Origin of the sequence: Microbulbifer sp. (genome assembly GCF_051659245.1) — a bacterium.
GTDB lineage: Bacteria > Pseudomonadota > Gammaproteobacteria > Pseudomonadales > Cellvibrionaceae > Microbulbifer.
The window spans coordinates 1-26,692 of record NZ_JBOFOC010000020.1 but is presented as its reverse complement, the minus strand read 5'-3'; the positions used below and the strand labels follow the sequence as shown (position 1 = coordinate 26,692).

Annotated in this window: 22 protein-coding genes and 3 tRNA genes; 15 read left to right on the top strand and 10 right to left on the bottom strand. The window is 59.7% G+C overall.

Annotated elements, in window-relative coordinates; translation table 11 throughout:
• The 4 genes from ACRC0P_RS02175 to ACRC0P_RS02160 all read left to right on the top strand — a co-directional run.
• On the top strand, positions 1–351 hold a 351-nt coding region (locus ACRC0P_RS02175; RefSeq protein WP_438628074.1), incomplete at its 5' end, for a hypothetical protein.
• Between the two features lie 688 nt (positions 352–1,039).
• On the top strand, positions 1,040–1,354 hold the full coding sequence (locus ACRC0P_RS02170) for a hypothetical protein (RefSeq protein WP_438628072.1): 315 nt from the start codon (positions 1,040–1,042) through the stop codon (positions 1,352–1,354).
• Positions 1,345–1,533: a hypothetical protein gene (locus tag ACRC0P_RS02165; RefSeq protein ID WP_438628070.1), complete on the top strand. Its 189-nt coding sequence runs from the start codon at positions 1,345–1,347 to the stop codon at positions 1,531–1,533. The genes ACRC0P_RS02170 and ACRC0P_RS02165 overlap by 10 nt, the downstream gene beginning before the upstream one ends.
• The gene (locus tag ACRC0P_RS02160; protein ID WP_438628068.1) at positions 1,527–1,931 is read left to right on the top strand and encodes a type II toxin-antitoxin system YafO family toxin; all 405 of its coding nucleotides are present in this window, start codon (positions 1,527–1,529) and stop codon (positions 1,929–1,931) included. The genes ACRC0P_RS02165 and ACRC0P_RS02160 overlap by 7 nt, the downstream gene beginning before the upstream one ends.
• Before the next feature lie 30 nt (positions 1,932–1,961).
• Here ACRC0P_RS02160 and ACRC0P_RS02155 read toward each other — a convergent pair.
• From ACRC0P_RS02155 to ACRC0P_RS02135, 5 genes are all read right to left on the bottom strand, one after another.
• Positions 1,962–2,048: transfer RNA gene (locus ACRC0P_RS02155), tRNA-Leu, on the bottom strand.
• Positions 2,049–2,145: 97 nt separating this feature from the next.
• Positions 2,146–2,219, bottom strand: a tRNA-Cys gene (locus tag ACRC0P_RS02150).
• Between the two features lie 632 nt (positions 2,220–2,851).
• Positions 2,852–4,090 carry a hypothetical protein gene (locus tag ACRC0P_RS02145; RefSeq protein WP_438628066.1) on the bottom strand — a complete coding sequence of 413 codons (1,239 nt, stop codon included), beginning with the start codon at positions 4,088–4,090 and terminating at the stop codon, positions 2,852–2,854.
• A gap of 143 nt (positions 4,091–4,233) precedes the next feature.
• Positions 4,234–4,310, bottom strand: a tRNA-Pro gene (locus ACRC0P_RS02140).
• 82 nt (positions 4,311–4,392) lie between these two features.
• Positions 4,393–5,244, bottom strand: coding sequence for an acyl-CoA thioesterase (locus ACRC0P_RS02135; protein ID WP_438628064.1), 852 nt, complete (start codon positions 5,242–5,244; stop codon positions 4,393–4,395).
• A gap of 98 nt (positions 5,245–5,342) precedes the next feature.
• Here ACRC0P_RS02135 and ACRC0P_RS02130 point away from each other — a divergent pair, with 98 nt between their 5' ends.
• Positions 5,343–6,218: a GntR family transcriptional regulator gene (locus ACRC0P_RS02130; protein ID WP_438628062.1), complete on the top strand. Its 876-nt coding sequence runs from the start codon at positions 5,343–5,345 to the stop codon at positions 6,216–6,218.
• A gap of 111 nt (positions 6,219–6,329) precedes the next feature.
• On the opposite strand, the gene ACRC0P_RS02125 is transcribed toward ACRC0P_RS02130, so the two are convergent.
• Both ACRC0P_RS02125 and ACRC0P_RS02120 read right to left on the bottom strand, forming a co-directional pair.
• On the bottom strand, positions 6,330–7,277 hold the full coding sequence (locus ACRC0P_RS02125; RefSeq protein ID WP_438628060.1) for a 4-hydroxyproline epimerase: 948 nt from the start codon (positions 7,275–7,277) through the stop codon (positions 6,330–6,332).
• Positions 7,278–7,322: 45 nt separating this feature from the next.
• Positions 7,323–8,222 (bottom strand): dihydrodipicolinate synthase family protein, encoded by a 900-nt coding sequence (locus ACRC0P_RS02120; RefSeq protein WP_438628058.1) that lies wholly within the window; start codon positions 8,220–8,222, stop codon positions 7,323–7,325.
• Positions 8,223–8,341: 119 nt separating this feature from the next.
• On the opposite strand from ACRC0P_RS02120, the gene pepQ reads away from it, so the two are divergent.
• The 4 genes from pepQ (at position 8,342) to ACRC0P_RS02100 (ending at position 13,982) form a co-directional block, all read left to right on the top strand.
• Positions 8,342–9,682: a Xaa-Pro dipeptidase gene (gene pepQ / locus ACRC0P_RS02115; protein ID WP_438628056.1), complete on the top strand. Its 1,341-nt coding sequence runs from the start codon at positions 8,342–8,344 to the stop codon at positions 9,680–9,682.
• A gap of 680 nt (positions 9,683–10,362) precedes the next feature.
• Entirely contained in the window at positions 10,363–11,112 is a 750-nt protein-coding gene (locus ACRC0P_RS02110) for an ABC transporter ATP-binding protein (protein WP_438628054.1), read from the top strand.
• 96 nt (positions 11,113–11,208) lie between these two features.
• Positions 11,209–12,612: an ABC transporter permease gene (locus ACRC0P_RS02105; RefSeq protein ID WP_438628052.1), complete on the top strand. Its 1,404-nt coding sequence runs from the start codon at positions 11,209–11,211 to the stop codon at positions 12,610–12,612.
• A complete protein-coding gene (locus ACRC0P_RS02100) occupies positions 12,609–13,982 on the top strand; it encodes a DUF3526 domain-containing protein (protein ID WP_438628050.1) in 1,374 nt (457 codons plus the stop codon). Before ACRC0P_RS02105 ends, ACRC0P_RS02100 begins: the two co-directional genes overlap by 4 nt.
• Positions 13,983–14,244: 262 nt before the next feature.
• Here ACRC0P_RS02100 and ACRC0P_RS02095 read toward each other — a convergent pair whose 3' ends face one another.
• Entirely contained in the window at positions 14,245–15,123 is an 879-nt protein-coding gene (locus ACRC0P_RS02095; protein WP_438628048.1) for an SGNH/GDSL hydrolase family protein, read from the bottom strand.
• 433 nt (positions 15,124–15,556) lie between these two features.
• Between ACRC0P_RS02095 and ACRC0P_RS02090 the strand changes: the two genes are divergently transcribed.
• The 4 genes from ACRC0P_RS02090 (at position 15,557) to ACRC0P_RS02075 (ending at position 21,833) form a co-directional block, all read left to right on the top strand.
• The gene (locus ACRC0P_RS02090; protein ID WP_308367479.1) at positions 15,557–16,237 is read left to right on the top strand and encodes a TetR/AcrR family transcriptional regulator; all 681 of its coding nucleotides are present in this window, start codon (positions 15,557–15,559) and stop codon (positions 16,235–16,237) included.
• Entirely contained in the window at positions 16,230–16,784 is a 555-nt protein-coding gene (locus ACRC0P_RS02085; protein ID WP_438628046.1) for a DUF1285 domain-containing protein, read from the top strand. Before ACRC0P_RS02090 ends, ACRC0P_RS02085 begins: the two co-directional genes overlap by 8 nt.
• Positions 16,785–17,251: 467 nt before the next feature.
• On the top strand, positions 17,252–18,991 hold the full coding sequence (locus tag ACRC0P_RS02080) for a serine/threonine protein kinase (RefSeq protein ID WP_438628044.1): 1,740 nt from the start codon (positions 17,252–17,254) through the stop codon (positions 18,989–18,991).
• A 121-nt stretch (positions 18,992–19,112) separates the two neighbouring features.
• A complete protein-coding gene (locus ACRC0P_RS02075; RefSeq protein WP_438628042.1) occupies positions 19,113–21,833 on the top strand; it encodes a TonB-dependent receptor domain-containing protein in 2,721 nt (906 codons plus the stop codon).
• Positions 21,834–21,918: 85 nt separating this feature from the next.
• Here the strand turns inward: ACRC0P_RS02075 and ACRC0P_RS02070 are convergent, their stop codons facing one another.
• Together ACRC0P_RS02070 and ACRC0P_RS02065 are read right to left on the bottom strand one after the other, a co-directional pair.
• On the bottom strand, positions 21,919–22,566 hold the full coding sequence (locus ACRC0P_RS02070; RefSeq protein WP_438628040.1) for a cysteine hydrolase family protein: 648 nt from the start codon (positions 22,564–22,566) through the stop codon (positions 21,919–21,921).
• A gap of 137 nt (positions 22,567–22,703) precedes the next feature.
• Positions 22,704–24,326, bottom strand: a complete 1,623-nt coding sequence (locus tag ACRC0P_RS02065; protein ID WP_438628076.1) for an electron transfer flavoprotein-ubiquinone oxidoreductase — start codon at positions 24,324–24,326, stop codon at positions 22,704–22,706.
• A 514-nt stretch (positions 24,327–24,840) separates the two neighbouring features.
• Here ACRC0P_RS02065 and ACRC0P_RS02060 point away from each other — a divergent pair.
• Both ACRC0P_RS02060 and ACRC0P_RS02055 read left to right on the top strand, forming a co-directional pair.
• Positions 24,841–25,593, top strand: a complete 753-nt coding sequence (locus ACRC0P_RS02060; protein ID WP_438628038.1) for an electron transfer flavoprotein subunit beta/FixA family protein — start codon at positions 24,841–24,843, stop codon at positions 25,591–25,593.
• Positions 25,590–26,519 carry an electron transfer flavoprotein subunit alpha/FixB family protein gene (locus tag ACRC0P_RS02055; RefSeq protein WP_438628036.1) on the top strand — a complete coding sequence of 310 codons (930 nt, stop codon included), beginning with the start codon at positions 25,590–25,592 and terminating at the stop codon, positions 26,517–26,519. Before ACRC0P_RS02060 ends, ACRC0P_RS02055 begins: the two co-directional genes overlap by 4 nt.
• Positions 26,520–26,692 lie beyond the last annotated feature (173 nt).

Genomic DNA, 26,692 nt, shown 5'->3' with positions numbered 1-26,692 from the left:
GCGCTGGAATACCGGCGACGCTTGGTGGGTGTCTTCTCTGGGATGATGTCAGTCATAGTAGGTGTCCACTTGTTGATAGGTGGACACCTAAACTACAGCCCCTGGCCGTGGTGGGAAGATGAGTTCACCGGACGCTTACTTTTATTCAACAGTTGGCCTTGCTCTTTAGAAATTCGATTATTTTCTTTGGGTTTCAGCTGGCTACGTGGCGACAGCCAACTGAAATCCGATCTCGGTTCATGTTTGAAGCTAGCTTTCCCGCGGACAGTGCCTGTCCGGGAAATGTTTGATCATTTGTTATTCTGCCCTGTTTCAGATAGCGCTGTGTCGGTGGCAGGTAAAAGCCGCTGAGTACGCCATTCCGACGACACCGATAGCGGCGATTCTTGTGCTGCTGTATGTCGCCTCGGCCATGACCCTGTGGACCATGGCGGTGTATCTGCGGGCGGCCTGGCCGGCGCTGATGAGCGACGAGAGCAGTAGTAAGTCCTGAGTTTTATGCCGCTGGTCGTGCTCCTGCGTCGGGGCGACTGAGTGGCCGGCCATTCTGGTGTCTTGTGGAAACTGTGCGCCATAGAAAAAGAGGCGCCCCGGAGCGCAGGTTAGCCGCTGCTTCCCTCAATTCTGAGCGGGTACATCCTCCCACCACAAGGCTCCTCAGCGCAGAGAAACAGGGTCTGTCCCTTCCCGAAGTCTTCCCGTAATTGGCGGATAAGAGCCTTTGCCGCGATATCATCTTCGGCATTGATTGGCTTCTGGTTCTCTCTGCCACATTCCATGCATGCCCAGGTGATTGTCGCCATGGTGTTAAAACCCCTTTCGCTGTGTATTGCGACAGCCGCGCTGGCTGTTACTTCGAGTATAGGAGTTGGTGGTATTCATTACATTGCCGGCCAGTTGGTCGAGATTGTCGATAACCTATTGATTTATAGGGAATTGTTTACCCCTGGGCGGACTTGAGCCTACCGCCTTGGTGTCGATCTAAGTTTAGGGCTATAATTAGCCCTAGATATCGGTCTAGTCAGTGAAGGTATGTATCATGTTGCAGAAAGTCATGTGTGGCTACACCACACCGATCAGCAAGTTTAAGTCCAATCCCAATGCAGCTCTCGCGGAAGCGGAGGGTGATGCCATTGCCATATCATCTAATAACCAAATACAGTTCTACGCCGTCCCTGCGGCGCTATTCGAGGAAATGACGATGTTTTGCGAGTATGCACAGAGGGGAACCACAGAACTAAAAAGCATCCCGGCAAGTTTTACTGCCGAAGGGCTGAACATGGATGAAATCACTTCCGCTATGGCAACAAAAGCAAGCAATGGAACAAATGGAGATTATGAGGAATGGCCGTAAAGAACCTGCGCATTCCCTCCGCGAGAGGGGAAGACAAGACTCTGGAAATTTGTGAATTTGACGAAAAAGAAGCGGCGCCTACGGTCGGAAGCTTTCAGCTTGGCGCGGGCGATATGAAGAAAGCTTCGGAGAAAATGGCTAAGTCGCTGACAAAGAAAAAGGAAACTGAAGGGTGGTAAGGATATTCACACACCGCGATTTGAAAGATACTCTAGGGGAGCAAAAGACCAAGGCCCTGGTTACGGATTTCAGGGCTTACAAGGAGGGAAAGGGGCTGCCCATTACATTCGGGCGGGACGTCCCCTACAATTTCACACATAACCGTTCGTATCTTGAGCTACAGCATTTGCATTTTAAGGAGAAGGGGTTTCCACTCAAGCTGGTACAGTTTAGGCGAACCAGCGGATATGTCCTGGTCTATTGCCCCGGCTTCTTTGACCGGAACACTTACTTATTGATTGCAATAATCAAGCATTGGGATCGAGACAAGCCCGATGACGTATCTGGCACCGACAGGGACGCGGGCTTGATGGACGCTCTGGAGAAGATCGCCGAAGGTTTTCGGGAAAAGTTCTGATATTAGTTCTGACATACTTCGAATGGGGAGTGGTGCCCGGGGCCGGACTTGAACCGGCACGGCCGTGAGGCCGGGAGATTTTAAGTCTCCTGTGTCTACCGATTCCACCACCCGGGCGGGGAGGTGTGCGAGGGGGATTGGTGATACCCAATGTCTGGGTCGGGCCCCTCGCTGGTCGCCGGACTTAACAGAGGCAAGTCGGCGGCGGTGAAAATGGAGGCTAGGGTCGGAATCGAACCGGCGTACACGGAGTTGCAGTCCGCTGCATGACCACTCTGCCACCTAGCCATAAAGTCGAGTTTTTTGCTTTCGTTCTGCCGGTTCGACTCACCGGCGCTTTCTATTGGCCGCGGGCGCTGGAGTCGCAGTCCGCTGCATGACCACTCTGCCACCTAGCCTTGTATCCCGCTCTGGGCAGGAGTGAAAACGCTGCGGATTCTATCCGATCAAGACGAAAAATCCCAGCATTTTCTGATACTTACGCGCGGCTTGGCGCGTAGGAAGGCGCTATTCTAGGGGCTGGCGGGGATTAGTCAAGCGGGTACTTCCTGTCCAGTGCGGGAAATGGGGGGCGCCCCTTCTGTCTTCTCCAGAGGAGGGTATGGGGAGGTCCGGGAATTCCTCTGCGGAGGCTCGATATCGCTGGATGGTTGCTTTTTATACAAGGAGCTGGCTTTTAATAACTTTTTGCACTAGTTGTGCCAAACCTATTTCCAATCGATCTAAATCGTCGTCTTGCCAGACTGGAAATTTTTCGGGTCTGTTCGATACTTTCTTTAGCTGGCTAGCACAACCTCCCCCCAAAACGTGTTTAGTAATGCCGGCAGGGCATGAACTAGGTATGCCCGCTGTGTTGTAAGGATGAAATCCTCCAAGTTTCACTCCTAATGGTCTTGGCCCTGACGCTCTCCCCCCCATCGTCAGGGCTTTTTTTTGCCTGCCTGCTCCATCTTCCCCAGTTTCTCCGGGGCCAGGGTCTTTACTCTTGTGCCTGCCGCCTTCTCCGCAAGTTGTGTGAACCGTTTCAGGGAGACTTCGCCGCGCTGTTCCGCCAGGCCCTGTGCCACGTCGTCGAGACTGGCCTTGTTGTCGCTGGCGGTGCGGATTTCCCGGTCCAGTTCGCGCATGATGCCCACGGCCCGGGCGGTAATTGGCCCGAAGGAGCGCTTGACCAGCAGTGAGGGGGCTTTCTCTCCCCAGCGGGCGAGTTTTTCCATGGCTTCGTCGTAGCGACGCTGGCTGATACCCCCGGAGCGCCGCAGGATTTCCAGCGAGTAGTACTCCGCGAGGCCCTCCACGATCCAGTCGCTCTGCCCATCGCCGCGGATGCCGGTGGCCACGTGGACCAGTTCGTGGATCACGCTGCTGGTTCGATTGCCGCTGATCAGCGGGCGGTCGGCGTGCATGTACAGGGAGCGGGTGCCGGACAGGCCGCCGCGCCACATGGGGTCCCCGGCACTGACTACCAGAAGATGGTCCGGAAACTCCGGGAAGATTTTCTTGAGTTCGGGCAGATTCCAGCTGAGGAAGGCGAGGGTATCCTGGCGGTGGATGTCCTCGCCCAGCGGGGCGGCCACCATTGTATTGATACCGGCGATAGTATCCTGGCGGCTGCCGATACGGCCGGCGATCATCCAGCCTTTGGGGCGGATAAAGCGGCGGCCGGGGTCGATCAGTTTGTAGTGGCCGGCGTCGCCCTTGTCGTAGGGGAGGGCTGAGGACCAGCCCTCCGGCAGGTCCAGTTGCAGCCGGGCGCGGGAGCGCAGGCCGGCGGCGGCAGTGGCCGCTATCGGCGGAACCAGTTTGTCGCTGCGCAGTATTGCCCAGTCCTCGGTAATGCGGGAGTCGTAGCGGTGCCGGCCCTTTTTCTTGTCGATCTCGAACTGGTAGCTGAGGGTCGCCTTGGGGCCGCCCGGCTGCCATATGGCCCGGTCGTCGGTCAGTTCCAGCGGTTGTTCGCTATGCACGTCGCTGTAGCGGCCGGATTTCAGGTTCAGCGACAGCTCCCGCGGCAATTCGTCGCCCTCCAGTTCTATCTGCACTTCCGCCAGGCCGGTATCCGGGTCTATACCGACGCGGTACAGGAGGTCGTAGGTCTTGGCCAGAGCGCTCAGGGGAAGCAGAAAGACAAGGAACAGGGCGAAAATTCTTGGAAGCATGGGGGCGCCGTAGCCAGTGAGCTTGAAACCGTTGGACAGCGCGAAAGGGTAACGGTGCCGCGCCGAGGCTTTCAAGTGACTTGAATCCCGAAGGAGTCCCGGGTTCTGAAATTGTGAAGGGGATAAAGACGTAGAAGGGAAAATGGTCGGTGAGAGAGGATTCGAACCTCCGACCCCTTCCTCCCGAAGGAAGTGCGCTACCAGGCTGCGCTACTCACCGACTGCAGTGCTTCATCAGCGAAGCGGGCGGCATTATAACAGCCGCACGGCGGCTGTAAACCACTGATTTAAGGGGGGTTCCGTTAGCGTTTGTCGACCTGCCGAATCAGGCCCTCCTGGGCTGTGGAGGCCACCAGCACACCGTCGCGGGTGAAGATCTGTCCGCGGCAGAAACCCCGGGCGCCGCTGGCGGAGGGACTGTCGGTCACATACAGCAGCCAGTCGTCGGCGCGGAAGTCGCGGTGGAACCACATGGCGTGGTCCAGGCTTGCGGGCATCAGGTGCCGGTCGAACAGGGAGATGGGGTGGGGCTGCAGGCTGGTGCCGAGCAGCGCCATATCCGAGGCATAGCAGAGGGCGCAGCGGTGCTCCACCGGGTTGTCGGACATCTCTCCCTCGGCGCGCAGCCAGAACATGCAGCGGGCCTCGTGTGCTTCGGTGCTGAAATAGCTATAGGGGTCCACCGGGCGGAAGTCGATCATATAGCGGCGCTGGTCGTTCTGCGGTGTGCCCAGGCCGCCTTCTTCCGCCAACTGCTGGGTGTTCTTCAGGGTTTCCGGTTCGGGGATGCCGATGGTGGGCATATCACTCTGGTGGTCGAAACCGGGTTCGCGGATCTGGAAGGAGGCGGACATATTGAAAATCGCCCGGCCTTTCTGCCGCGCCACCACCCGCCGGGTGGTAAAGCTACCGCCGTCGCGGATCGGGTCCACGTCGTAGATCACTGGCATTTCACTGCTGCCCGGGCGCAGGAAGTAGGCGTGCAGAGAGTGGGGCAGGCGGTCCTGCACGGTGCGGGTTGCAGCCGTCAATGCCTGTCCCAGCACCTGGCCGCCGAACAGCACCTTGCGGTAGTTTTCCACGTGCTGGCGGCTGCGAAACAGATTGCTGTCCAGTTGTTCGACGTCGAGTAGCTTGCTCAGCTTTTCCAACATGGGCGATACTGCCTGTCATCTGTTAACGAGTGAGTTCCGATAGTGTGGAGTAGGCCACGGGCCGATTCCATCGCGGGATAATAGCAACAGTTGGCGCAATGACCATTACCGAATTTATCAAGACCGATGTCAAAGCGGCGCTGCACGCGCGGAGACGGCTGCCTTTCAAACTTACCCTGGGGGCTATGTCCAGCCACTACGGCGTCAGCCTGACCCCGGTGCGCCACGCCGTCGATGAACTGGTAGAGGAGGGGGTGATCCGGCGCAAGGAGAACGGGCGGCTGGAGCTGGTGCCGGGCGCGCTGAAAGGGCAGGCGGTGGCGACGCCGCAGCCCGAGTCGCCGGATCAGAAACTGGATGAGCAGATCCGCCAGGATGTGATTGCGCGCAGTCTCCAGCAGGACACCGAATACCTGCGCGAGCAGGCCACAGCGGAAAAGTACGGGGCCGGGCGCACGGTGGTACGGCAGGTTTTCTCCCGCCTGGCGGGCGCGGGCCTGATCGAGCATGTGCCCCGCTGTGGCTGGCGGGTGCGCGCCTTCAGTGAGCAGGACATGCTCGACTACCTGGAGATTCGCGAAATGCTCGAACTGAAAGCGCTGGACCTGGCCCGGGACAAGTTCGACGAAGGCGAGCTGCGCCAATTGCTCAAGGCCAACCGGCCGGGACAGGGCAAAGGCCGTTCGCTGCTGGATTTTGACCTGCACGAGTGCTGGATAGACCGTTGCGATAACCGCTATATCCGCGAATTTTTTGCCCGCTACAGTCCTTTTTACAACGCCCTGTTCAACTACGCGGTCATCGATGAAGAGGTGAAGCGGGAAATGGCCCGGGAGCACTGCGAAATTATCGAGTGCCTGCTGGAGCGGGACTGGAAGGGCGCACGTCAGGCACTGTCCCACCATATCCGTGAGCAGCGCGGCGCGGTGTCGCGGATGATTGATTACCTGAATAACGGGAAAATGGCTTCCTGACGGAACGACGTCTCTGTAATTGTGGTCGTAGGGTGCGCCGTGCGCACCGGAAGATTTCGGAGTTCCGCACCGGCTCTGGAGCGGTGTGCACGGTACACCCTACGGTAGCTGTCAAATCAATCCGCCAATGCCGTAAACGAAGGGATCTTCAGGCTCCAGCACCAATTTGGCCTCGGCACTGATATAGGCACTGCCGGTGATTGTCGGAATCAGCTGCCCACTTTGCAGGCGTACCCGCCCCTCGAAAACGCTGCCGATAATGCTCTCCTGACGCCACACCTCGCCCTCTTTTAGCAAGCCGTCGGCGTGGAGGCCGGCGAGTTTTGCGCTGGTGCCGGTGCCGCAGGGAGAGCGATCGTAGGCCTTGCCGGGGCAGAGCACGAAGTTGCGGCTGTCCGCCTGCGCGGTATCCGACGGCGGGCCGAAGAGTTCGATATGATCGATCTCGCCGCCGTTCCCGCCGCGGATTCCGGCCCGTTCCAACGCCTGGCGAATGTGCCAGCAGTAGTCGGTCAGCCGGTCGGTATTGTCCGCCTGCAAAACCTGGCCGTGTTCGGAGACCAGGAAAAACCAGTTGCCACCCCAGGCGATATCCCCGCGAACTTCGCCGATCCCGTCCACCTCCACCGACACCGCTTTGCGGTAGCGATAACTGGGCACATTGTCGATGCTTACCCGGTTGTTGTTGTGCAGGGTGAAGGAGACCCGGCCCACCGGGGTTTCCAGGCGGTGTTCGCCGGGACCGATGAGGCCGCGGCGCGCCAGGGTCACCGCCAGGCCGATGGTGCCGTGGCCGCACATGCCCAGGTAGCCGACGTTGTTGAAGAAGATCACCCCGGCCGCGCAGTCCCTGTCCACCGGTTCGCAGAGCAGGGCGCCGACCCAGACATCGGAGCCCCGGGGCTCGCGCACGACGGCGGCGCGCAGGTGGTCGTAGTGATCGCGAAAGCGTTCCAGCCTTTCCATCATGGAACCGTTGCCCAGGTCCGGGCCGCCGGAGACGATTACCCGGGTGGGTTCGCCGCCGGTGTGGGAGTCGATAACCTCGATACTGTGCACGGTGAATTTCTCCAACTGATAATTTTTACTGCCGAACCCTGCTGCTTAATTGATCTCCGGACGCGTGGCGATGGCCTTGCGAATCATTCCCAATACTTCCTCGCGCTCTTCCCCGCTCACCGGCAGGCGCGGGTTGCGACACAGCTCGCTGCCGTAGCCGCATTCCTGCACCGCCAGCTTGATGTACTGGACCAGCTTGGGCTTGGTATCCAGGTGGAGCAGGGGGGTGTACCAGCGGTAGACCTTGCGCGCCTCTTCATAGTTGCCGTTGGTGGCCAGGTCCCAGAGCAGGCGGTTTTCCCCGGGGAAGGCGTTCACCAGGCCGGAGATCCAGCCGTGGGCGCCCAGCGCGACGCTCTCCAGGGCCAGGTCGTCCACGCCGCAGAAGAGGATAAAGTCGTCGTCCACCAGGTTGGCGATATCGGTCAGGCGGCGGGGATCATCGGAAGACTCCTTCACCGCGACGATATTGGGCACTCCGGCCAGTTCGGCCACGGTTTCCGCGGAGATGTCCACGCCGTAGCAGGCGGGGTTGTTGTAGATCATCACCGGCAGGTCGGTGGCTTCAGCCACCGCGCGGATATGTGCCGTTACTTCAGCGCTGTCGGCTTTATAGGACATGGGCGGCAGTACCATCAGGCCGTCGACGCCGGCTTCCCGGGCGGAGCGGGCAAAGGCACAGGCACCGGTGGTGGTGTATTCGGCCACGCCGGTGAGTACCGGGACCCGTCCGGCCACCTGTTTCACGGTCGCGCTCAGCACTTCCAGCTTTTCTTCGACGCTCAGCGAGCAGTTCTCTCCCACCGTGCCCAGCATCACCAGGCCGTTGATGCCGGCGTTGAGCATCACTTCCAGGTGTTCCATGGTCGCGGGGATGTTCAGGCTCTCGTCGGCATTGAATTGGGTGGTGGCTGCGGGGAAAACGCCGCTCCAGTTGGTTTGCATAGTACTTCCTCGTGGGATCAAGAAATCGCTTCAGCTTTAATTGTTATTGTGTACAATAAATAAGGTTTGCAAAGACTGTCAACAACATTAACGCCGCCTGGCCGTCTGACGGAGAAAAAATGAATCTGGACCTGCTTTACCGCGAACATATTGCCGAACTGAACACCCGCAGCGCCAAGGCCCTGGAGAACTGCGGCTACGACCGGCTGCTGATCCACGCCGGTGCCACGAGGATGCCGTTCCTGGACGACAACGGCTACCCCTTCCGCGCCAATCCGCATTTCAAGCAGTGGCTACCGCTGCTGGAGCACCCCTGTTCAGTACTGGTGATTTCCGTCGGGGACAGGCCGCGGCTGATCTATTTCCAGCCGCGGGACTATTGGCACAAGCCGCCGGCGGACCCGGAGGGCTATTGGGTAGAGCACTTCGATATCGTGTTGGCCACCTCGCCGGAGGAGGTCTCCGCGGCCCTGCCGACGGACCAGGAGCGCTGTGCCTATATCGGCGAGGACCCGCAACTGTTGGGCGGATTCCGCGCGGAACAGATCAATCCGCCGCAACTGATCGCCGAGCTGCACTACCGGCGTGCCTATAAAACCGATTACGAGATCGAGTGCCTGCGTCGGGCCAATCGTGTGGCCGCACGTGGCCACACTGCCGCGCGGGAGGTGTTTTTCGGCGGCGGTACTGAGCTGGATATCCACCACGCCTACCTGGGCGGCGCCGAGATTCTGGAGTGCGAGTTGCCCTATGCCAATATCGTGGCGGTCAATCAACACGGCTCAGTACTGCACTACCACGGTGCCGATCGTGAGCTCTTGCGATCCGAAGACATCCACTCGCTGGTGATCGATGCCGGTGCAGGATACCGGGGTTACGCCAGCGATATCACCCGCAGCTACGCCTACCGCGACGGTGAATACGCCGAACTGGTGGAAGCTGTGGAGGCGGTGCAGCGGGTGTTGGTCGGTGAGGTGCGCGTGGGCGTGGACTTTGCGGAGTTGCACTGGCGGGCGCACTTGTATCTGGCGCAGCTGCTGTCCCGTTTTGAATTTGTACCGCTGGAACCCGAGGATATTGTCGCGCGGGGTATCAGCCGGTCCTTCTTTCCCTGCGGCCTGGGACACTTTATCGGCCTGCAGGTGCACGATGTGGGCGGCTACCTGAAAAATCCCGCCGGCGAGGAATATCCCCGCGATCCCAAGGCGCCTTTCCTGCGCCTGGTGCGCAAAGTGGAGGAGCGCCAGGCGTTTACCATTGAGCCGGGGATTTATTTCAGCGACATGCTGTTGGAAGAGCTCGCGCAGGGTTCAAATACCAACTGCGTAAACTGGGGGAAAGTGGATGAATTTCGCCGCTACGGCGGCGTACGTGTGGAGGATTGCCTGGTTGTCCATGCAGATGGAGTAGAAAACCAGAGTCGGGACGCCTTTCGCGCAATCGACGAGTGGGAGATGTGAAGAACGTGAAGTCGAAACCCCGGTGATCGGCGTCGGCGTAATCGGCACCGCCATTGCCGAACAGTTGCGGGGCCGGAGAGACAGGGTGTCGCTGGTGGGCCGTCCCACTGAGCCCGCTAGCATGCCACCCTGGCTGAAGTGCTTCGCGCGGGCCTCTGCCCGCCGTGAGATGAGCGCAACTATCCACTGATCCGCAGCGCGGGAAGGGGACACGCTGCGCTGAATCACTACAGGGGAGCCGGACCCCAATGGCACTAAGTTAAGCGCAATTGGCCCGATGTAGGGTGGATAAGCGAAGCGCATCCACCACTCCAGCAGCCGGCTTCTGGTGGATGCGCTCCGCTTATCCACCCTACAAAAATGCCCGGCCCCCTTAACTTAGCGGCATTCGAGCCGGACCCCAATGGCACTAAGTTAGCCCTCTGTGGGAGCCTGCCCCGCAGGCGAAACGGCGTCGCTACCAGCGCCGCACAAATCGCCTGCAGGGCAGGCTCCCACATTGTCGGGCCCGTATCAGAGGCACAGCAGCCGTTAACTTAGCGACATTCGAGCGGACCCGATCCCAATTCCCCTTGGGGGCTTATTTCAGATATGATACAACGTATCGAATCTGGGCTCGAACGGGTGCGTGAGTCATCTGTGCGCGCTTATCGCCGTTTTTCTCTCAACAGGGGATGTTTATGCTGAAGGTCAGTAATCTCTGCAAGTCCTACCAGGAACAGCCTGTCGTCAAGGGGGTTTCCTTTTCAATCGATGCCGGAGAAGTCTTTTGCCTGCTGGGCTCCAACGGTGCGGGTAAGACCACCACGGTAAAGATGTTGCTGGGGCTGCTTCCCGCAACGAGTGGCGAGGCCCTGCTGGGCGATGCTCCGGCGGGTGATGAAAACCTGCTGGAACCGACCTCATCCAGCCGCCGCCATGTCATGTATATCCCGGAAAACGTCAGCCTCTACGATGACTTGGATGCGGTCGAGAATATTGAGTACCTGGCGGCCGTCTCGGCGCTTCATCTCGACCGCGCGGCTATCACCGAGGCACTGGTGAGGGTGGGGCTGAGCGCCGCCGATCATCGCAAGCATCTGGGCCAGTTTTCCAAAGGCATGCGCCAGAAAGTGGTAATCGCCTTTGCGCTGCTGAAAAACGCCCGATTGGTCTTGATGGACGAGCCCACCTCCGGCCTCGATCCGGTTGCCACCCGGGATTTTATCGAAGTGGTGAAGGCGTTGAGGGCCAATCGTTGCGCGGTGATGATGGTGACCCACGACCTGCAGTGCGCGCACCTGTTGGCTGATCGTATCGGCGTAATGCGCGGGGGTGAATTGAAGGCCGTATTCCCCACGGCGGATATTCATCTGGAAGATGTGGAACGCATTTACTTCGGCGAGCAGCGGGGGCCGGTCAGCGGCCAACCCGCCCTGGCGGGGGTTTGAGATGCAGGTGAAATCGCTTGCCCGCCTCTGTACTGCGCCGAATACGCCGCTGGACGGCCGTAACGGCAGTCTCTCCGTGATCCGGAAGTTTTAGTCATGATCAGAGCGATCTTTAAACGCGAACTGGTGCGGCAGTGGCGCAGCCGCACCTTGCGAATTCTCCTGCCCCTCAGCCTGGTGCTGGCGGCTGCGGTGGCCGGTGTCCACTGGCATCAGCAAAAGGCGTTTTTCGCCACCCAAAGTCACTGGCAGGGGGTGAACGACGAATTGTGGCGGACTCAGCCCGATCGCCACCCGCACCGGGTGACCCACTACGGCAGCCTGGCGTTTCGCTTCAACTCGCCGCTGAGCTTTCTCGACGCCGGCGTCAATCCTTACGTGGGCAATGTGCTGTTCCTGGAATCGCACCGGCAGAACAGCAGCGGTTTACGCCAGTTTACGGTGAGCGCCCGCGAGTTGGGATTGGGCTATCTGTCGGTGGCCACCCTGGTGCTGGTACTGTGGCCGTTGGTGCTGATCGCGCTGGCTCACGGCGCGGTGAGCGATGAGCGCGGCAACGGCAATTTCAACCTGCTGCTCAGCCTGGGCGTCAAGCCGGTGCAGTTCCTTATCGGCCAGGGACTGGTTTTCCTGTTCCTCAGCGCTATCTATCTGGCGTTCCTCGCGGTGATGGCCGGCGCCTTCGTGCTCGCCTCGCCGGCGGCGGATACCGACGTGTGGCTGCGCCTGGCGCTCAGCCTGCTGGCCTATCTCGGCTATTGGGTGGTATGGATCGCGGCCATCCTGCTGGTTTCCTACCACTGCCGTTCCAGTTCCCGCAGCCTGCTGTTCGCCCTGGGATTGTGGTTGCTGTGGGTGGTGGTTATCCCCCGCGCGCTGACCACGGTGACTGAATTGGTCTATCCGGCGCCCTCACGGGCGGTCTTTGATATCCAGGTGGAGAACGCAATTGCCCGGATCGGGGATTCCCACGATCCCGACGATCCCTACTTCAACGATTTTCGCGAAAGCGTCCTCGCCCGGTACGGCGTCGAGCGGGTAGAGGACCTGCCCGTCAACTGGCGTGGCGTTGTCATGCAGGAGGGCGAGCGCATTGGCACAGTGGTATTCGACGAGCACTACCGGCGGCTTACCGACACCTACCGGCGGCAGGACAGGTTGTACGACTGGCTTTCCGTGACCTCTCCCTATGCCCTGATGGCCCGGCTTTCTTTTGCGATCACCGGCAATGACGCGGAAAGTTACTACGATTTCGAGCGTCAGGCGGAGGCTTACCGTTTCGACCTGATCACCAGGCTCAACGATCTCCAGACCAGGAAGCTCGATTACGGGACCGACGGGCAAACCCGGCTCAGCAGCAGCCACTGGGAAGCATTCGCACCCTTTGAACACCGGCGCCGGACCTTGTCCGTGCCGCCGCAGCGGCTGGCCTTGCTGGCAGTAGCGGTTTTGTTGTGGGCGGTGGCAGCGGTCGCCGGTTTTCGCAGGAGGGCATCATGAATCTGGTGAAGCTTGAAACACTGGTCTTTTTCCGCTCGACGGTTACCCGTGCGCTGTTGGTTTTTTATGGGCTGCTGTGCCTGCTGGCCATTTTTGCCGGCCACCAGGCTCTGAAACAGTCTGCCGCCGACTTCGCGGTTGCCGAGCAGCGCTTCGGGCAGCAGCGCGCCCACTGGTCGGAAGCACTGGATGGAAGTGCCGACCCGGCATACATCGCGGGCCAGGCGGCTTACTACACATTTATGCCCACCTGGCACCAGCCGACTGCATGGAACGGCCTGTTCCCCGGCCAGCGGGCCGACTACAACAACACCATGCGCGTGCGCCTGCTCGCCATTCAGGGGCAGATGAACGACAGCGCCCTGCAGAATTATCAGCACGCTCCGTCCGGGCGCCTGGATCTGGGTTTTATCTGGGTTTACCTGCTGCCGCTGCTGATCGGCGTGCTCGCGGTCAATATCGTCGCCGACGACCAGCAGGCGCGGCGCTGGCCGCTGATCGCGGCGTCCGTGCCGTCGCCGGGCAAACTGATTTTCATCCGCCTGGCGGTGCGCTTCGCCACCCTGTTCGCACTGAACGTCGCTGTGCTGGGCCTTGCCTGCCTGCTTTTGGGGATCGCCGACCTCGCCGGTTTCGGTGTGGTCACTGCTCTGCTGCTGTTGTACCAGTTGTTCTGGTTCGCGTTGGTGGCCTGGTTGATCAGCTTCAACAGGAATCGACGCCAGAACCTGGTTTACTACAGCGCCCTGTGGATTACTCTGGCGTTCCTGGTCCCCGGGATTTCCTACCTGGCCCGCCTGGATAGCCAGGAACTGGGGCTGGCCATCGGTGCCCAGGTGGAACAACGGGAATCCATAAACAGCAGCTGGGATAAAGACAAGCAGGCGGCGTTCGATGCCTACCTCTCCGAGCATCCCGAGTGGGCGGATACCGCGCCCCTGCCCGAGGGATTTCACTGGAAATGGTACTATGCCATGCAGCAGTACAGTGACGACACGGTGGCCCACGAGGTGGAAGCCTACCGGGAAAAGCGGCTGGAACAATACCGGGCCGGGCTGAACTGGAGTTGGTCGTCGCCCGTCACAGGCCTGCAACTGGCGTTACAGCGCCTGGCCGACACGGACGCGCTCGCCTATCAGGATTATCTGGACCAGATCGTGTCTTATCATGGCCAGTTGCAACACTTCTATTTTCCTTTCCTGTTTTTCGACAACCAGCCAACGGACGGGATCGACCTGGCCGCTCTGCCGCGGTTCAGCTACAGCCTGACGGGCGCCGGAGCCGTGATGATTCAGGTGATGGCAACCTTGCTGTTATTGGTTGCGCTGCTGCTGATCGCCGCCTGGCGAAAACTGCGTATGCTGCGATAGGCAAGCGATAAACCCCTGGTGAGAGGGGCGAGCCGTAAGCCCCCGGTAAACGGAATCCCCTGTAGGAGCCTGCTTGCAGGCGAATGGTGCCGGCATCTGGACCCTGTGCTTGGCGCTACACCTATGCTTTCTATCTGGCCCCGGCCCCGCCATCCATGGCGGGTCGCCAAACCGCGCACAAAGCGATGCTTTGTATACGCGCGGCTTGGCCCTGCAAGCAGGCTCCTACAGGGGGATTCCGCTTAACTTAGTGCCATTGGGATCAGAACTGAAAGACAACCGGCAAACCCAACGTCTCGGCAAAGGTGTCGGCAATCAGCTGGTAGCCGGCATCGTTGGCGTGGATATCGCCGAGTTCGCACATCCAGGTGAACTGGCAGATGCGTACCACGTTAGTCGGCATCACCCGACCGCGATAAATGGTGGGCTGCTGGTTGAGGGTTTCGAAGGCGTCGCCGATATGGGCGACGCGCACGCCCTGAGCGGTGTAGATGCTCGCCTCCAGTAGATTGAAGCTGGTGACCGCGAGAGACGTCAGCTCCGCCTGCAACCGGCCTTCCTCTCCCAGCAGCCAGTGGGCGAGAAAGGGATCGTAATAGGTCATTGCGGCGATCTTTGTCTCCGGCTCAGCGGCCCGGCGCAAGGCGTACAGGATTGGTGGCAGTTCTGCGCTGACAGTGGCGGCCTGATCAACCAGGCAGGTGGTATCGGGAGCGTCGATTTCGCAGCCGCTGAAATGGTCAGCGCCGATATTGAGAGTGACCGCCATCACCTGGCCGGGGTGGGTCAGCAGGAACTGTACGGCCGCGTCGAGCTGCGAAACAGCGCCGGGGTAGGTGCATCGGGAACCGATGCCGTAGATCATCGAGGAGGTGGTTTCGCCACTGCAGCCGAGGTTGACCAGTTCCACATCGGGCCCGAAATGTGACAGCAGGCGCTCCGCGTAGCCGTCCCCGACAATCTGCCCCCCCTCGCCGTCGGGCTGTTCGCCGGCGGCCAGGGAGTCGCCCAGGGCCAAGTAGTAGAAAGGGGCGCCAGACGGAGCAAGTTCGGTGGTATCGACGGCGGCGGCGAGCGAACTGCAGAAAATCAGGGCGGCGGTAAAAAGGCCGGGTATAACAAGGTTTTTATTCTTGAACATGCCATGCTCCTTGCGTGGCCGGCGAAAAGTCGCGGTGGAAAAGTGGCCGCGGTGGCCGGCTGACTTGCCTTATAGCATATCCCGGGATAAATGCACTCGGCCAGTGATCATCGAAAGGGCGATTCACTCCCGCGGTGGCTCAACTTGCGGGTGGGAATTCCCACATCGCAGTATCCGGTTGGCATCGGGTTTGCCTGCGGGCCCAAGCTCCGGTTGGCCCCTCCAATGTTGATATTGAGTCCAATAACAACGTTGTCGAGATTGAAGTGTCGCAACGGCCATCAGATGGCGGTGATTGCTTCGGCGGGAGCCAAGGTGGTTCGAAAGGACGAATTTCCCGGATTTACTTTTCCAAGTTGCGTGAATTGCCTATCATTCATGAATGGATAGTCAATTTCAGTCCCCAAATTTAACGGCAGCCAAGGTCGGGAGTATGGATAAGGCAAAAGAGAAGGTTCAGCGTTTCCGCGCGCGGGAGCAACGTATCCTGGATGCGGCGCTGGAGCTGTTGCTGGAACACGGCGAAGAAAAGGTCACCGTGGAGCAGATTGCCGAGCGGGTGGATATCGGCAAGGGCACCATCTACAAGCATTTCATTTCAAAAACAGAGATTTACATGCGCTTGTTAATGGACTACGAGAAGTCCCTTACCGAGCGCTTGAAATCCGCCGTGGCCACCGCGGAGCAGGGAGATATCACTGCGCCGGCGCGGGCCTACTTCGAGTCGCGCATGGCGGACCCGGCCAAGGACCGCCTGTTCCAGCGCCTGGAGGAGAAGATCATCGCTCTCAACCAGGCGCCGGAGATGATTGAGGAATTGCACGCCATCCGCAATTCCAACGCCTCGGCCCTGAATCGGGTGTTCGAGCGGCGGATGGAGCAGGGCGTGTTGAAAAAAGTGCCTCCCTACTTCTATTACTCCACCTACTGGGCCCTGGTGCAGGGGGCCGTGGAGTTGTACCACTCCAAGTCCTTCGCCGATGTGATCGAGGATATGGAGGGGCTGATGGAGTTCATCATGGATGTGGGGGTGCATATCGGCGATATCTCCGGCCGTCGCGGGCAGGAGGAAAAGCGCGCCGAGGGCGGCAGCGCGGGTTCATCGTTTGGCTGAACCGCTGTTCGACCAACTGCAGCAGCTGCAGCAGGAGTTTCGCGGCCACCCGCCGGTACACAAGTGGCACCCGGATCTCTGCGGCGATATGGACCTGGTGATCCGGCGCGACGGCCGCTGGATCCACGAGGGCACCGAGATCTGCCGGCAGCCGCTGGTGAGGCTGTTCGCCAGCATCCTCAAGCGCGAAGGTGATGATTATTTTTTGGTCACCCCGGTGGAAAAGATGCGCATCCGCGTGGAGGACGTCCCCTTTATTGCCAGCCAGGTGGCCAGGGGCGAGGAGGGCGGGCGCCAGCGGCTGCTCTTTACCACCAATACCGGCGACATAGTGCCGCTGGATAGCGGCCGCGGCTGGCAACTCAAACCGTTTGGCCGGCCACCCCAGCCGATTCCCTATATAGAAGTGCGCGACGGCCTGCAGGCGCGGGTTTCCCGCGAGGTTTTCTACCAACTGGTGGATTGGGCCGAGGAGCGGGCCGGGCAGAGCGGCGGGCAACTGTGGCTCAAAAGCGACGGTGAACAGTTCCTGCTCGGAAGCTATTGAAGCGCGAAAACTTCCCGTCCCCCCCTGTAGGAGCCTGCTTGCAGGCGATTGTCCCCGGCTTATCCATAGTCCCCGACTTCTCTCCCCGCCTCTAGGCTTCGCTTGCAAGCAGGTCCCGCATGAGACGGCTGGCCCGGATGCTGCCCTGCGGACTCATTATCAGATTTGTGTTTTTTCTCGCCGTATTGCCCACCTTTTAAACCGTCACTGAAACCTATTTGCAATAAAAATATAATCAATCCGTTTTCGCGCAAGAGTATTGCAATTTTTTCCGCAAAACTTCCCTAAAGTAACGTTTCCGCAACATTCCCTTCCTACACTCCCCCGCGTCCGAATCGCCAAGGCGAACACAAGAATCACGGTTCAGGGCTAACTGAAGATCCGTTTTTAAGTTCAGGACGCACAGCTGAAGCATAAAAATAGATTTTTAGCTGCCCGCTATTCAAAACTTCCGTTAGGGGGAATGTATGAAGCGAACAAACAACAAGCTGCTGCTGGCAGCTGCAATCGCCGCTCTGCTGGCCGGTTGTGACAGCGGCGGTATCGATATCGAGCCGACAACTGTAGACAACTCCGTTGATAATTCCACTGGCAATGGTGGTGACGGTGGCAACGACAACAACCCCTGCGCTTCCTATGAGAAGGGCGGCCAAGTCAGGCAAGGTTCTTTTGATGGTACGCACTGTACTTATCCCGCCAGTTTCGTCGATTCGGGCAACCCTCTGACCGAGGATCTGTTCATTCCCGCCCTCGAGAATGACGGTGTGCACATTTTTGAAGGCAGTCTGTTCGTCGGTGAGAACTTCGACGACGATGCCACCATGGCGGCAGCCGGCATTGTCGAAGGCGGCGATGGTACCAAGCTCACCATCGAGGCCGGCTCCACCATCGCCTTCCCGGACAACACCAAGTTCGCCGTGATCAACCGCGGCTCACAGATGTTCGCTGTCGGTAGCGAAGGTGCCCCGATCACCTTCACTTCTACTTCTGATGCAGTAGATCATACTGTTGCGTTCGATGACGTTCAGCAGTGGGGCGGCCTGGTGATCAATGGCTTCGGTGTGACCAACAAGTGCGCCTACACCGGCAATCTGGACGACGGCACTCTAGCGCTGGATGGAGAATGTCACGTGCTGGCCGAAGGCGCCGCCGGTAAAGACCAGTCCAACTACGGTGGCAACAACAACGAGGACAACTCCGGCCAGTTGGAATACTTCATCGTCAAGCACACGGGTGCGCAAGTTGCCAACGGCGACGAGCTGAACGGCATCACCTTCAGTGCAGTGGGTAGCGGAACCATCGTCAAAAACCTGCAGGCGTATTCAACTTACGACGACGGTATCGAAATGTTCGGCGGCGCCGTCAGTTTTGAAAACTACGTTGGCCTGTATGTGCGCGACGATTCCATCGATATCGACGAGGGCTGGCGCGGTTCCATCACCAATGCCCTGGTTATCCAGGCGGAGGCCGATGGCAACCACTGCATCGAGTCCGATGGTATCGGCTCTTACGGGAAAGAAGGTGAGCAGCCTGGAGTGATTGATGCAGGCATCAACAGCCGCCCGAAAATCGACGGCCTGACCTGCATCATCTCCGCCCAGGCGGGAGGCACACACGATCCGGGTGCCGGCTGGCGCTTCCGCGAGGGCATCTTCCCGCAGGTTACCAACTCCATGGTCGTGGCCTCCTTCAGCGCTGACGAGAACGGTGCCGAAGGCAGCAACTACTGCCTACGTGTGGAGAGCGAAGAAACCCGCACCGAAGCCGAAGCTACCGACTCAGCCATTCAGCTGGAGTCTGTGCTCTTCGCCTGTGAGGATCGCACCAGGACCGATATGGACGACAATGGCACTCCGGATGACGACAGCGACGATACTCCGTTGATGGATGTGGAAGCCTGGGTAGCGGCAAGCGGCAGTGTCTTTGCCGATATCACTGGTGAGGTGGATCCGACTGCAAATGCCAGCACCCAACTGCAGATCCTGGAGGGCACCCCGCCCTACTTCTCCATCGATACGGATAGCATGATGGTGAACGGCGCAGCGATTGCTATCAGCCCGGTAGCCGGTGCCACCGACGAGTCCGACGAGCCGGCAGCCCGCGCTTATTTCGGCGCGTTGAGCCAGGGCGATCTGGACTGGACCCAGGGCTGGACTTACGGCCTGCACGACGGCAACCGCGCAGAGCCCCTGTGGTTCGAGCAGTAAACAGGAGAAACGGTTGGGGACCAGTTCCCTGACCCCTTGGGGCGCCGCTTTCTCAAAGGGAGTCGGCGCCTTGTTTGATTTTACTGCAGTGTTGAACAGGAACGATTAAGAGGCCTGGGTAATGGTTAAAATCGATAAATTTCAAAGAGCGCCGTTGGTACTGGCTGTTGCCGCGGCCTCGACAATAGCTCCACCGGTGTTTGCACAAGTGGAGACGAACAGTGTTTCGTCTCCACAGTCCCAGCAGATTGAAGAGGTGATGGTGCAGGGGCGCCTGCGCGACTCCGCCGAGATGTTGGTCAGTGAGCGTCTGGATGAAGAGGTGGTTATGGACATCCTGGGCTCAGAGATGATCGGCCGCGTGGGTGATTCCACGGTAGCGGCGGCTCTGCGCCGCGTGTCTGGCCTGTCATTGGTCAGCGACAAGTTTGTCTATGTGCGCGGTCTGGGCGAGCGCTACTCCAGCACGACCCTGAACGGTGCCACTGTGCCGTCTCCGGACCTGACCCGCAATGTCATCCCACTGGATATTTTCCCTACCTCCGTGGTTGACTCTCTGGCGGTGCAGAAGTCCTATTCCGTCGACCAGGCCGCGACCTTCGGTGGCGGTAATGTCGATATCCGCACCAAGGGCATACCGGATCAATTGATCTATTCGATCGAGATGGGCAGCGGCTTCAACAGCGAAACCAGTGGTGGTGTGCTCTCCTATGAAGGTGGTGACGACGACGCATTCGGTACCGACGACGGAACCCGCGCAATGCCGGCGGAGCTGCAGGCGGCCCTGCAGCGATTCAAGGGTAGCCTGGGCATAAACGATATCCGTAATACGTTGCTGGCCGAGGGCAACGAATACGCCACCCCTCAGGAAGAAATCGCCGCGGCCGAGGCGCTGAATCGCGGACTGGCGCTGAACCTGAATCGTGATATCGCGATTGAAGAGGAATCATCCGACCCCGATTACGATTTCAAGGGCAGTGTCGGCAATCGCTTTTATTTCGGCGACGACTGGGAGCTGGGTTTCCTGGCAGGTGGTTCCTACAAGAGCAAATGGCGGGAAGAAGAGACCCTAAAGCGCAGCTACGGTTTCCCGGATGAGCGCACCGATACCCGGAACAAGTCCACTTATTCCGTCGATATCAGCGGCAACCTGAACTTGGGGCTGCGCTACGCCGGTGAGCATGAGATTACCACCACCAGCCTCTACCTGCGCAATACCGACGACGAGACTGCGATTCGCGATTACTTCAACGAGAACCGCCAGATTTCCGATGGCCGTGGTTTCCGCGAGTATACCATCAAGTATGAGGAGCGCGATCTGCTGCTGCACCAGGTCAAAGGCAGCCACTCTGTGGGGCCAGCTACCAAGGCGCTATTCGGCGGCCTACTGGACTGGGTGCCGGAAGAACTGGTGCTGGATTGGCACTACTCCGATTCCACTGCGGCCACCGATATCCCGAATGAAGTCAGCGTCAATGCCGACACCCTGACCGATGCCAATGGAGAAGTGGAAAGTTCTTCCGTCAGCGTTGGTGGAAACAGTGCCGGCTTCCGCTTCACCGACCTGGAAGATGAGGTGATCAACTACGGTTGGGCCGCGACCCTACCGCTGGAATTCTCCTACTCGACCCTCGAGCTGAGTGGCGGTTTCGCCCGCACCGAAAAAGGACGCACCTACAGGGAAACCCAATTCCGCCTCGGCGCGCTGGGCGTGGCCGAGCCCGGTTCTCTGGGGGGCACTCTGGAACAGGTGTTCGGCGATGAGCAGATCACCGATCCGGATAACGACTATGTATTCGACCGCGCCGGTGCAGATAACCAGAGCTATGTCGCCGCAACCCTGACCGATGCCGTTTTCGGTAAGGTCGACTGGACGCTCAACGAGACCTGGCGCGTCTCCGCCGGCGCCCGCTGGGAGGACTATAACCAAGTGGCGCTGGACTGGAACCCCTACGGCTACACCATCGACGATCCGCAGATCCCCATGGATCAAGAGGTACTGGAGAATTCCACCTTCGCGGAAGACGCGGTTTATCCGGCCCTGTCCCTGACCTACATGGGTTCCCTGTGGGCGGAGACCTTCCAGCTGCGTTTCGGCGCCAGTAAAACCGCTGTGCGCCCGGACCTGCGTGAAATCACTGATGCGATCTATATCGACCCGATTACCGATGAGCAGATCAAGGGCAACCCGGATGCGCGTCCGTCGGAGATCAGCAACTTCGATATTCGCGCCGAGTGGTTTTTCAGCAATGGCGACAACCTAACCGTATCCACCTACTACAAAGACATTGCTGACCCGATCGAATTCTTCGAGCTGGCTTCCAGTGATACCAATGTGGCGCGTGAGATTATCAACGCCGAGTCCGGTAAAATTACCGGACTCGAAATCGAGGGTCTGAAGGTCCTGGGCTTCCTCGGTGAGACCATGGATAGTTTCTTCCTGCAGGGCAACCTGACAGTGCAGGATTCGGAGCTGGTGGCCGGTAGCGAGGCCGACGCGCCGACCAATCCGGTTCGCGAGATGACAGGTGCTTCCGAGTATGTGGTCAATATGCTGGTGGGCTTCGACTCCCCGGATGGCAACCACTCGGCGACCCTGGGCTACAACGTGTTCGGCGAGCGCCTCTACCTGGCCGGCCGCAACGGCGCACCGGATGCTTTCGAGCAGCCGTTTCACTCGCTGGATCTGACTTATTCCTGGTATCCCACCAGCGAGATGACCATCAAGGCGAAGCTGCAGAACCTGCTTGACGAGTCCATCGAAATCGAACGCAGTGATGTGATCGTATTCGAGGAGAAGCCGGGATCATCTTTCGCATTGAGCGCGCAGTACAAGTTCTGAATTGTAATTTCAAGGATCATCAAAATCGAAAAACAGGGACAGAGCCACAGGGATGTGGTCAAGACCGCCTCAGAACCGGGTACTGTCACCAGTATCCGGTTTTTTTCCTCACTGACCTGACATGCTGTTCCAGATCTTCCTGCAGTTCCTGCGTCCGCACCATTTCGCAATAGCGTCCGTCGAGGCGATTGATGCAGTCCTGCTGGATGGCATCGCTGGTCGTGGCGGTGGCATCCTCAATCAGCATCGGGCAGTACCCGAAGTCGGCCGCCGCGCGGATGGTGGATTCCACGGCGATGTCGGTAAAAACTCCGCAGCAGTAGAGCTGCGTTATTCCAAGACGGGAGAGGAGGGAGTGGATATTGCTGTTGCCGAATGGGCTGGCGGAGGTCTTGTTGATGACCAGGTCGTCGTCCCGGGGAGCGACGGACTCGATAAATTCGGCTTCCCGCGAGCCGGGCGGGCAGTGCAGCCCGAGTTTCTTGTGCCAATAAGTGCGATCACGGCCATCTCTGGTCTGCGACATGACGCGGATGTGGATGACCTCCAGCCCCTTGTCGCGAAACAGCGCTTGTAACTTCTGCACATTGGGCAATACCTGTCGTTCCAGGCGCGCAAAGTAGTATTCCTCTCCCTTCTTTCCGAAAGCGCTGTAGCCGGGGTCCGCAAAGACTCCGCAGCCGCGCGCGGCATCCAGGTATTGCAGATCGATACAGAGTAGGGCGGGTTTCATGGGTTCAGCGCATCGGGGATTTACTGAACCAGTTTAGCCGGTGATGCGAGGGCGGTTGATTCCTTTGTAGGAGCGGCGGCGCGGCCATGGGCGGATGGCCGCCCCGCCGCTCCTACAGGGGAGGTATGTCTGCGCGACTACATATTCGGGTAGTTGGGCCCGCCACCGCCCTCCGGCGCTATCCAGACGATATTCTGCGTCGGGTCCTTGATATCGCAGGTCTTGCAGTGCACGCAGTTCTGGGCGTTGATCTGGAAGCGCAGTTTGCCCGCCTCTTCGACCACTTCGTAGACGGCGGCGGGGCAGTAGCGCTGCGCCGGCTCGTCGTAGATGGGCAGGTTGTGATTCAGCGGTATCTCGTCATCCTTCAGGGTCAGGTGACAGGGCTGGTCTTCCTCGTGGTTGGTGTTGGAGATAAACACCGAGGACAGCTTGTCGAAGCTGAGCACGCCGTCGGGCTTGGGATAGTCGATTTTCCTGCAGTCCGCGGCCGGCCTCAGTTGGGCGTGGTCGGCCTTGGGATCGCGCAGGGTCCAGGGCAGCTTGCCCTGGAAGATGTTGATGTCGATAAAGGCATAGGCGGAGCCGAGGATATTGCCCCATTTGTGCTGGGCCGGACCGAAGTTGCGCTGCTTGTGCAGCTCCTTCCAGGCCCAGCTGTCGCGGTACCTGCTGGTGTATTCGGTGAGTTCGTCGTTGGCGCGGTCTGCCGTCAGGGCCTCCACCGCGGCTTCCGCGGCGATCATGCCGGACTTCATCGCGGTGTGGTTGCCTTTGATCTTGGCGAAGTTCAGGGTGCCGGCGTTGTCGCCGACCAGCAGGCCGCCGGGGAAGGTCATCTTCGGCTGGGACTGCAGGCCGCCCTTGGTGATGGCGCGGGCGCCGTAGGCAACCCGCTGGCCGCCTTCCAGGTACTGCTTGATCACCGGGTGGTGCTTGTAGCGCTGGAACTCGTCGAAAGGGCTCACGTGGGGGTTGCTGTAAGCCAGGTCGGTGATCAGGCCCACCACCACTTGGTTGTCCTCCAGGTGATAGAGGAAGCCGCCACCGTGGGAGCCGCTCTCGTCCAGGGGCCAGCCGGCGGAGTGCACCACCAGGCCCTGCTGGTGCTTGTCGTCGCTGACTTTCCAGATTTCCTTGATGCCGATGCCGTAATGCTGCGGGTCCACGCCCTCGTCCAGCTTGAAGCGCTCGATCAGCTGCTTGCCCAGGTGGCCGCGGCAGCCCTCGGCGAAGAGGGTGTACTTGGCGTGCAGCTCCATGCCGGGCATATAGGAGTCCTTGTGCTCGCCATTGGCGCCCACACCCATATCGCCGGTGGCGATGCCTTTGACGGAGCCGTCCCCGTTGTAGAGCACTTCCGCGGCAGCGAAGCCGGGGAATATCTCCACGCCCAGGTTCTCCGCCTGTTCCGCCAGCCAGCGGCACAGGTTGCCGAGGCTGATAATGTAGTTGCCCTCGTTGTGCATGGTGCTGGGCACAAAGAGGTTGGGGACGCGGGTGGCTTTTTCTGCGCTGCCCATCACATAGATGTCGTCGCCCTTGACGGGGGTATTGAGGGGCGCGCCGCGGTCTTTCCAGTCCGGGAAGAGCTCGTTCAGGGCGGTGGGCTCGAATACCGCTCCGGAGAGGATATGGGCACCCACTTCGGAGCCTTTCTCCACAACGCACACGGAGATGTCTTCATTGAGCTGGCGAATACGGCAGGCCGCCGCCAGTCCCGCAGGGCCGGCGCCCACGATCACTACATCGTATTCCATTGATTCGCGTTCCACGGCGCTCTCCTTTTATGTTTATGGAGCTGGGGATTGCGGGACCCGGGACCATCGGGACCCGGGCGCACAAGAGGCTTTAGGGCCTCCAAATTCCGCGGTCCGCGAGCATGCGCGGAAGAAGCCTGGGACAGTCGAGCGGACTTGCGGACGGCATTTCCCGGGTCCCGGGTCCCGGGTCCCGGTGGTCCCGGGTCCCGTTAGTTATATGGCCGCGGATTATATAGGCCTTTAACCAGCCCTACCAATTGCAGGATTATTCAATTGCCGTGGCAAATACGCCGCAGTTCGGTGAGATAGGCTGTTGAAATTGCTCGCTTTTATGCCCGGAAATAGATTTGTTGAATGGTGTTGGGTCCGGCTATTCGACTATTGATTTTGGCCGTTAGAAGGGTCAACATAGCCGCCGTTCAAACGCCTGTTTGACTCAAAGGCCGTATTTGCTCGCGATGTGAACAGTCAGTCGCGGTTCCCAAGTAAAGACTACTGAGACGGGATATCCATGAAAGTTCTTGTAGCTGTGAAACGCGTTGTGGACTTCAACGTCAAGGTCCGCCCGAAGGCGGACGGCTCCGACGTCGATACCGCCAACGTGAAAATGTCTATCAACCCCTTCTGCGAAATCGCCGTGGAAGAGGCGGTACGCTTGAAGGAGAAAGGCGTTGTCAGCGAGATAGTCGCCGTCTCCATGGGACCCAAGCAGTGCCAGGAGCAGATCCGTACCGCGTTGGCGCTGGGCGCCGACCGCGGCATCCTGGTGGAAACCGATGCCGAGCTGCAGCCGCTGGCCGTGGCCAAGTGCCTGAAGGCTATCGTGGATAAGGAAGAGCCCCAGTTGGTGATCCTGGGCAAACAGTCCATCGACGGTGACAACAACCAGACCGGCCAGATGCTGGGTGCCCTGACCGGCATGGGGCAGGGCACCTTCGCCTCCGAAGTGGTGGTGGAAGACAGTGCCGTCAAGGTGACCCGCGAGGTCGATGGCGGCCTGCAGACCGTCTCCCTGAAGCTGCCGGCGATCGTCACTACCGACCTGCGCCTGAACGAACCGCGCTACGCCTCCCTGCCGAACATCATGAAGGCGAAGAAGAAGCCGCTCGACACCACCAACCCCGAAGAACTGGGTGTGGATGTCACCCCGCGTACCAAGACCCTGAAAGTCGAGCCGCCGGCGGAGCGCCAGGCGGGCGTCAAGGTCGCCAGCGTGGATGAACTGGTAGAGAAACTGAAGAACGAGGCGAAGGTAATCCAATGAGCATTCTGGTTATTGCGGAACACGACAACGCCGAGATCAAGGGCGCCACGCTCAATACCGTCGCCGCGGCCAAGGCCATCGGTGGCGATATCCACCTACTGGTAGCCGGCGCCGACTGCGGTGCCGCAGCCGAGGCCGCGGCCGGGATCGATGGCGTAGCCAAGGTTCTGGTGGCGGACAATGCCGCCTACGAACACCAGTTGGCGGAGAATGTGGCCAAGCTGGTGGCGGATCTGGGTGGGGACTACAGCCATATCCTGGCCCCGGCCACCACCACCGGCAAGAACCTGCTGCCGCGCGCGGCGGCGCTGCTGGATGTGCAGCCCATTTCCGACATCCTCGCGGTGGAGAGCGCCGACACCTTCAAGCGCCCGATCTACGCCGGCAACGTGGTTGCCACGGTGCAGAGCTCCGATGCCACCAAGGTGATTACCGTGCGCACCACCGCTTTTGACGCTGTGGCTGCGGAGGGCGGCAGCGCCGCGGTGGAGACCGTGGATATCGCCGAGGACGCCGGTGTCTCCTCCTTCGTTGGCGAAGAGCTGGCGGTATCCGACCGCCCGGAACTGACCTCCGCCCGGGTGGTGATTTCCGGCGGCCGCGGCATGCAGAACGGCGACAACTTCGAGATGCTGTACAAGTTGGCCGACAAGCTCGGGGCCGCTGTAGGTGCCTCCCGCGCCGCGGTGGACGCGGGCTTCGTGCCCAACGACATGCAGGTGGGCCAGACCGGCAAGATAGTCGCTCCCGATCTGTACATCGCCGTGGGCATCTCCGGCGCCATCCAGCACCTGGCGGGGATGAAGGATTCCAAGGTGATCGTGGCCATCAACAAGGACGAGGAGGCTCCAATCTTCTCCGTCGCGGACTACGGACTGGTGGCGGACCTCTTCGATGCAGTGCCGGAACTGGAAACAAAGCTGTGATTTTCAGTTAATATACTGGTCGTTGTGTCCTGCATGGTACTAAATAGTGATACCAGCGGGCCGCTAAGCGGCCAGATGCAAGGCGCACTTGCGCCGGCGTAGTCATTCTACGTCAAGCAAGTGCAACGCCGCAGATGGCTGCTTAGCGGCCCGCCCGAAGGGAGCCCCCCAGA

Excerpts from the sequence above, each read along its gene's own strand:
- ACRC0P_RS02170 (WP_438628072.1), top strand. The coding sequence starts at position 1,040 with ATGTTGCAGAAAGTCATGTGTGGCTACACCACACCGATCAGCAAGTTT.
- ACRC0P_RS02165 (WP_438628070.1), top strand. The coding sequence starts at position 1,345 with ATGGCCGTAAAGAACCTGCGCATTCCCTCCGCGAGAGGGGAAGACAAG.
- ACRC0P_RS02145 (WP_438628066.1), bottom strand. The coding sequence starts at position 4,090 with ATGCTTCCAAGAATTTTCGCCCTGTTCCTTGTCTTTCTGCTTCCCCTG.
- ACRC0P_RS02135 (WP_438628064.1), bottom strand. The coding sequence starts at position 5,244 with ATGTTGGAAAAGCTGAGCAAGCTACTCGACGTCGAACAACTGGACAGC.
- ACRC0P_RS02130 (WP_438628062.1), top strand. The coding sequence starts at position 5,343 with ATGACCATTACCGAATTTATCAAGACCGATGTCAAAGCGGCGCTGCAC.
- ACRC0P_RS02120 (WP_438628058.1), bottom strand. The coding sequence starts at position 8,222 with ATGCAAACCAACTGGAGCGGCGTTTTCCCCGCAGCCACCACCCAATTC.
- pepQ (WP_438628056.1), top strand. The coding sequence starts at position 8,342 with ATGAATCTGGACCTGCTTTACCGCGAACATATTGCCGAACTGAACACC.
- ACRC0P_RS02110 (WP_438628054.1), top strand. The coding sequence starts at position 10,363 with ATGCTGAAGGTCAGTAATCTCTGCAAGTCCTACCAGGAACAGCCTGTC.
- ACRC0P_RS02105 (WP_438628052.1), top strand. The coding sequence starts at position 11,209 with ATGATCAGAGCGATCTTTAAACGCGAACTGGTGCGGCAGTGGCGCAGC.
- ACRC0P_RS02100 (WP_438628050.1), top strand. The coding sequence starts at position 12,609 with ATGAATCTGGTGAAGCTTGAAACACTGGTCTTTTTCCGCTCGACGGTT.
- ACRC0P_RS02095 (WP_438628048.1), bottom strand. The coding sequence starts at position 15,123 with ATGTTCAAGAATAAAAACCTTGTTATACCCGGCCTTTTTACCGCCGCC.
- ACRC0P_RS02090 (WP_308367479.1), top strand. The coding sequence starts at position 15,557 with ATGGATAAGGCAAAAGAGAAGGTTCAGCGTTTCCGCGCGCGGGAGCAA.
- ACRC0P_RS02080 (WP_438628044.1), top strand. The coding sequence starts at position 17,252 with ATGAAGCGAACAAACAACAAGCTGCTGCTGGCAGCTGCAATCGCCGCT.
- ACRC0P_RS02075 (WP_438628042.1), top strand. The coding sequence starts at position 19,113 with ATGGTTAAAATCGATAAATTTCAAAGAGCGCCGTTGGTACTGGCTGTT.
- ACRC0P_RS02070 (WP_438628040.1), bottom strand. The coding sequence starts at position 22,566 with ATGAAACCCGCCCTACTCTGTATCGATCTGCAATACCTGGATGCCGCG.
- ACRC0P_RS02065 (WP_438628076.1), bottom strand. The coding sequence starts at position 24,326 with ATGGAATACGATGTAGTGATCGTGGGCGCCGGCCCTGCGGGACTGGCG.
- ACRC0P_RS02060 (WP_438628038.1), top strand. The coding sequence starts at position 24,841 with ATGAAAGTTCTTGTAGCTGTGAAACGCGTTGTGGACTTCAACGTCAAG.
- ACRC0P_RS02055 (WP_438628036.1), top strand. The coding sequence starts at position 25,590 with ATGAGCATTCTGGTTATTGCGGAACACGACAACGCCGAGATCAAGGGC.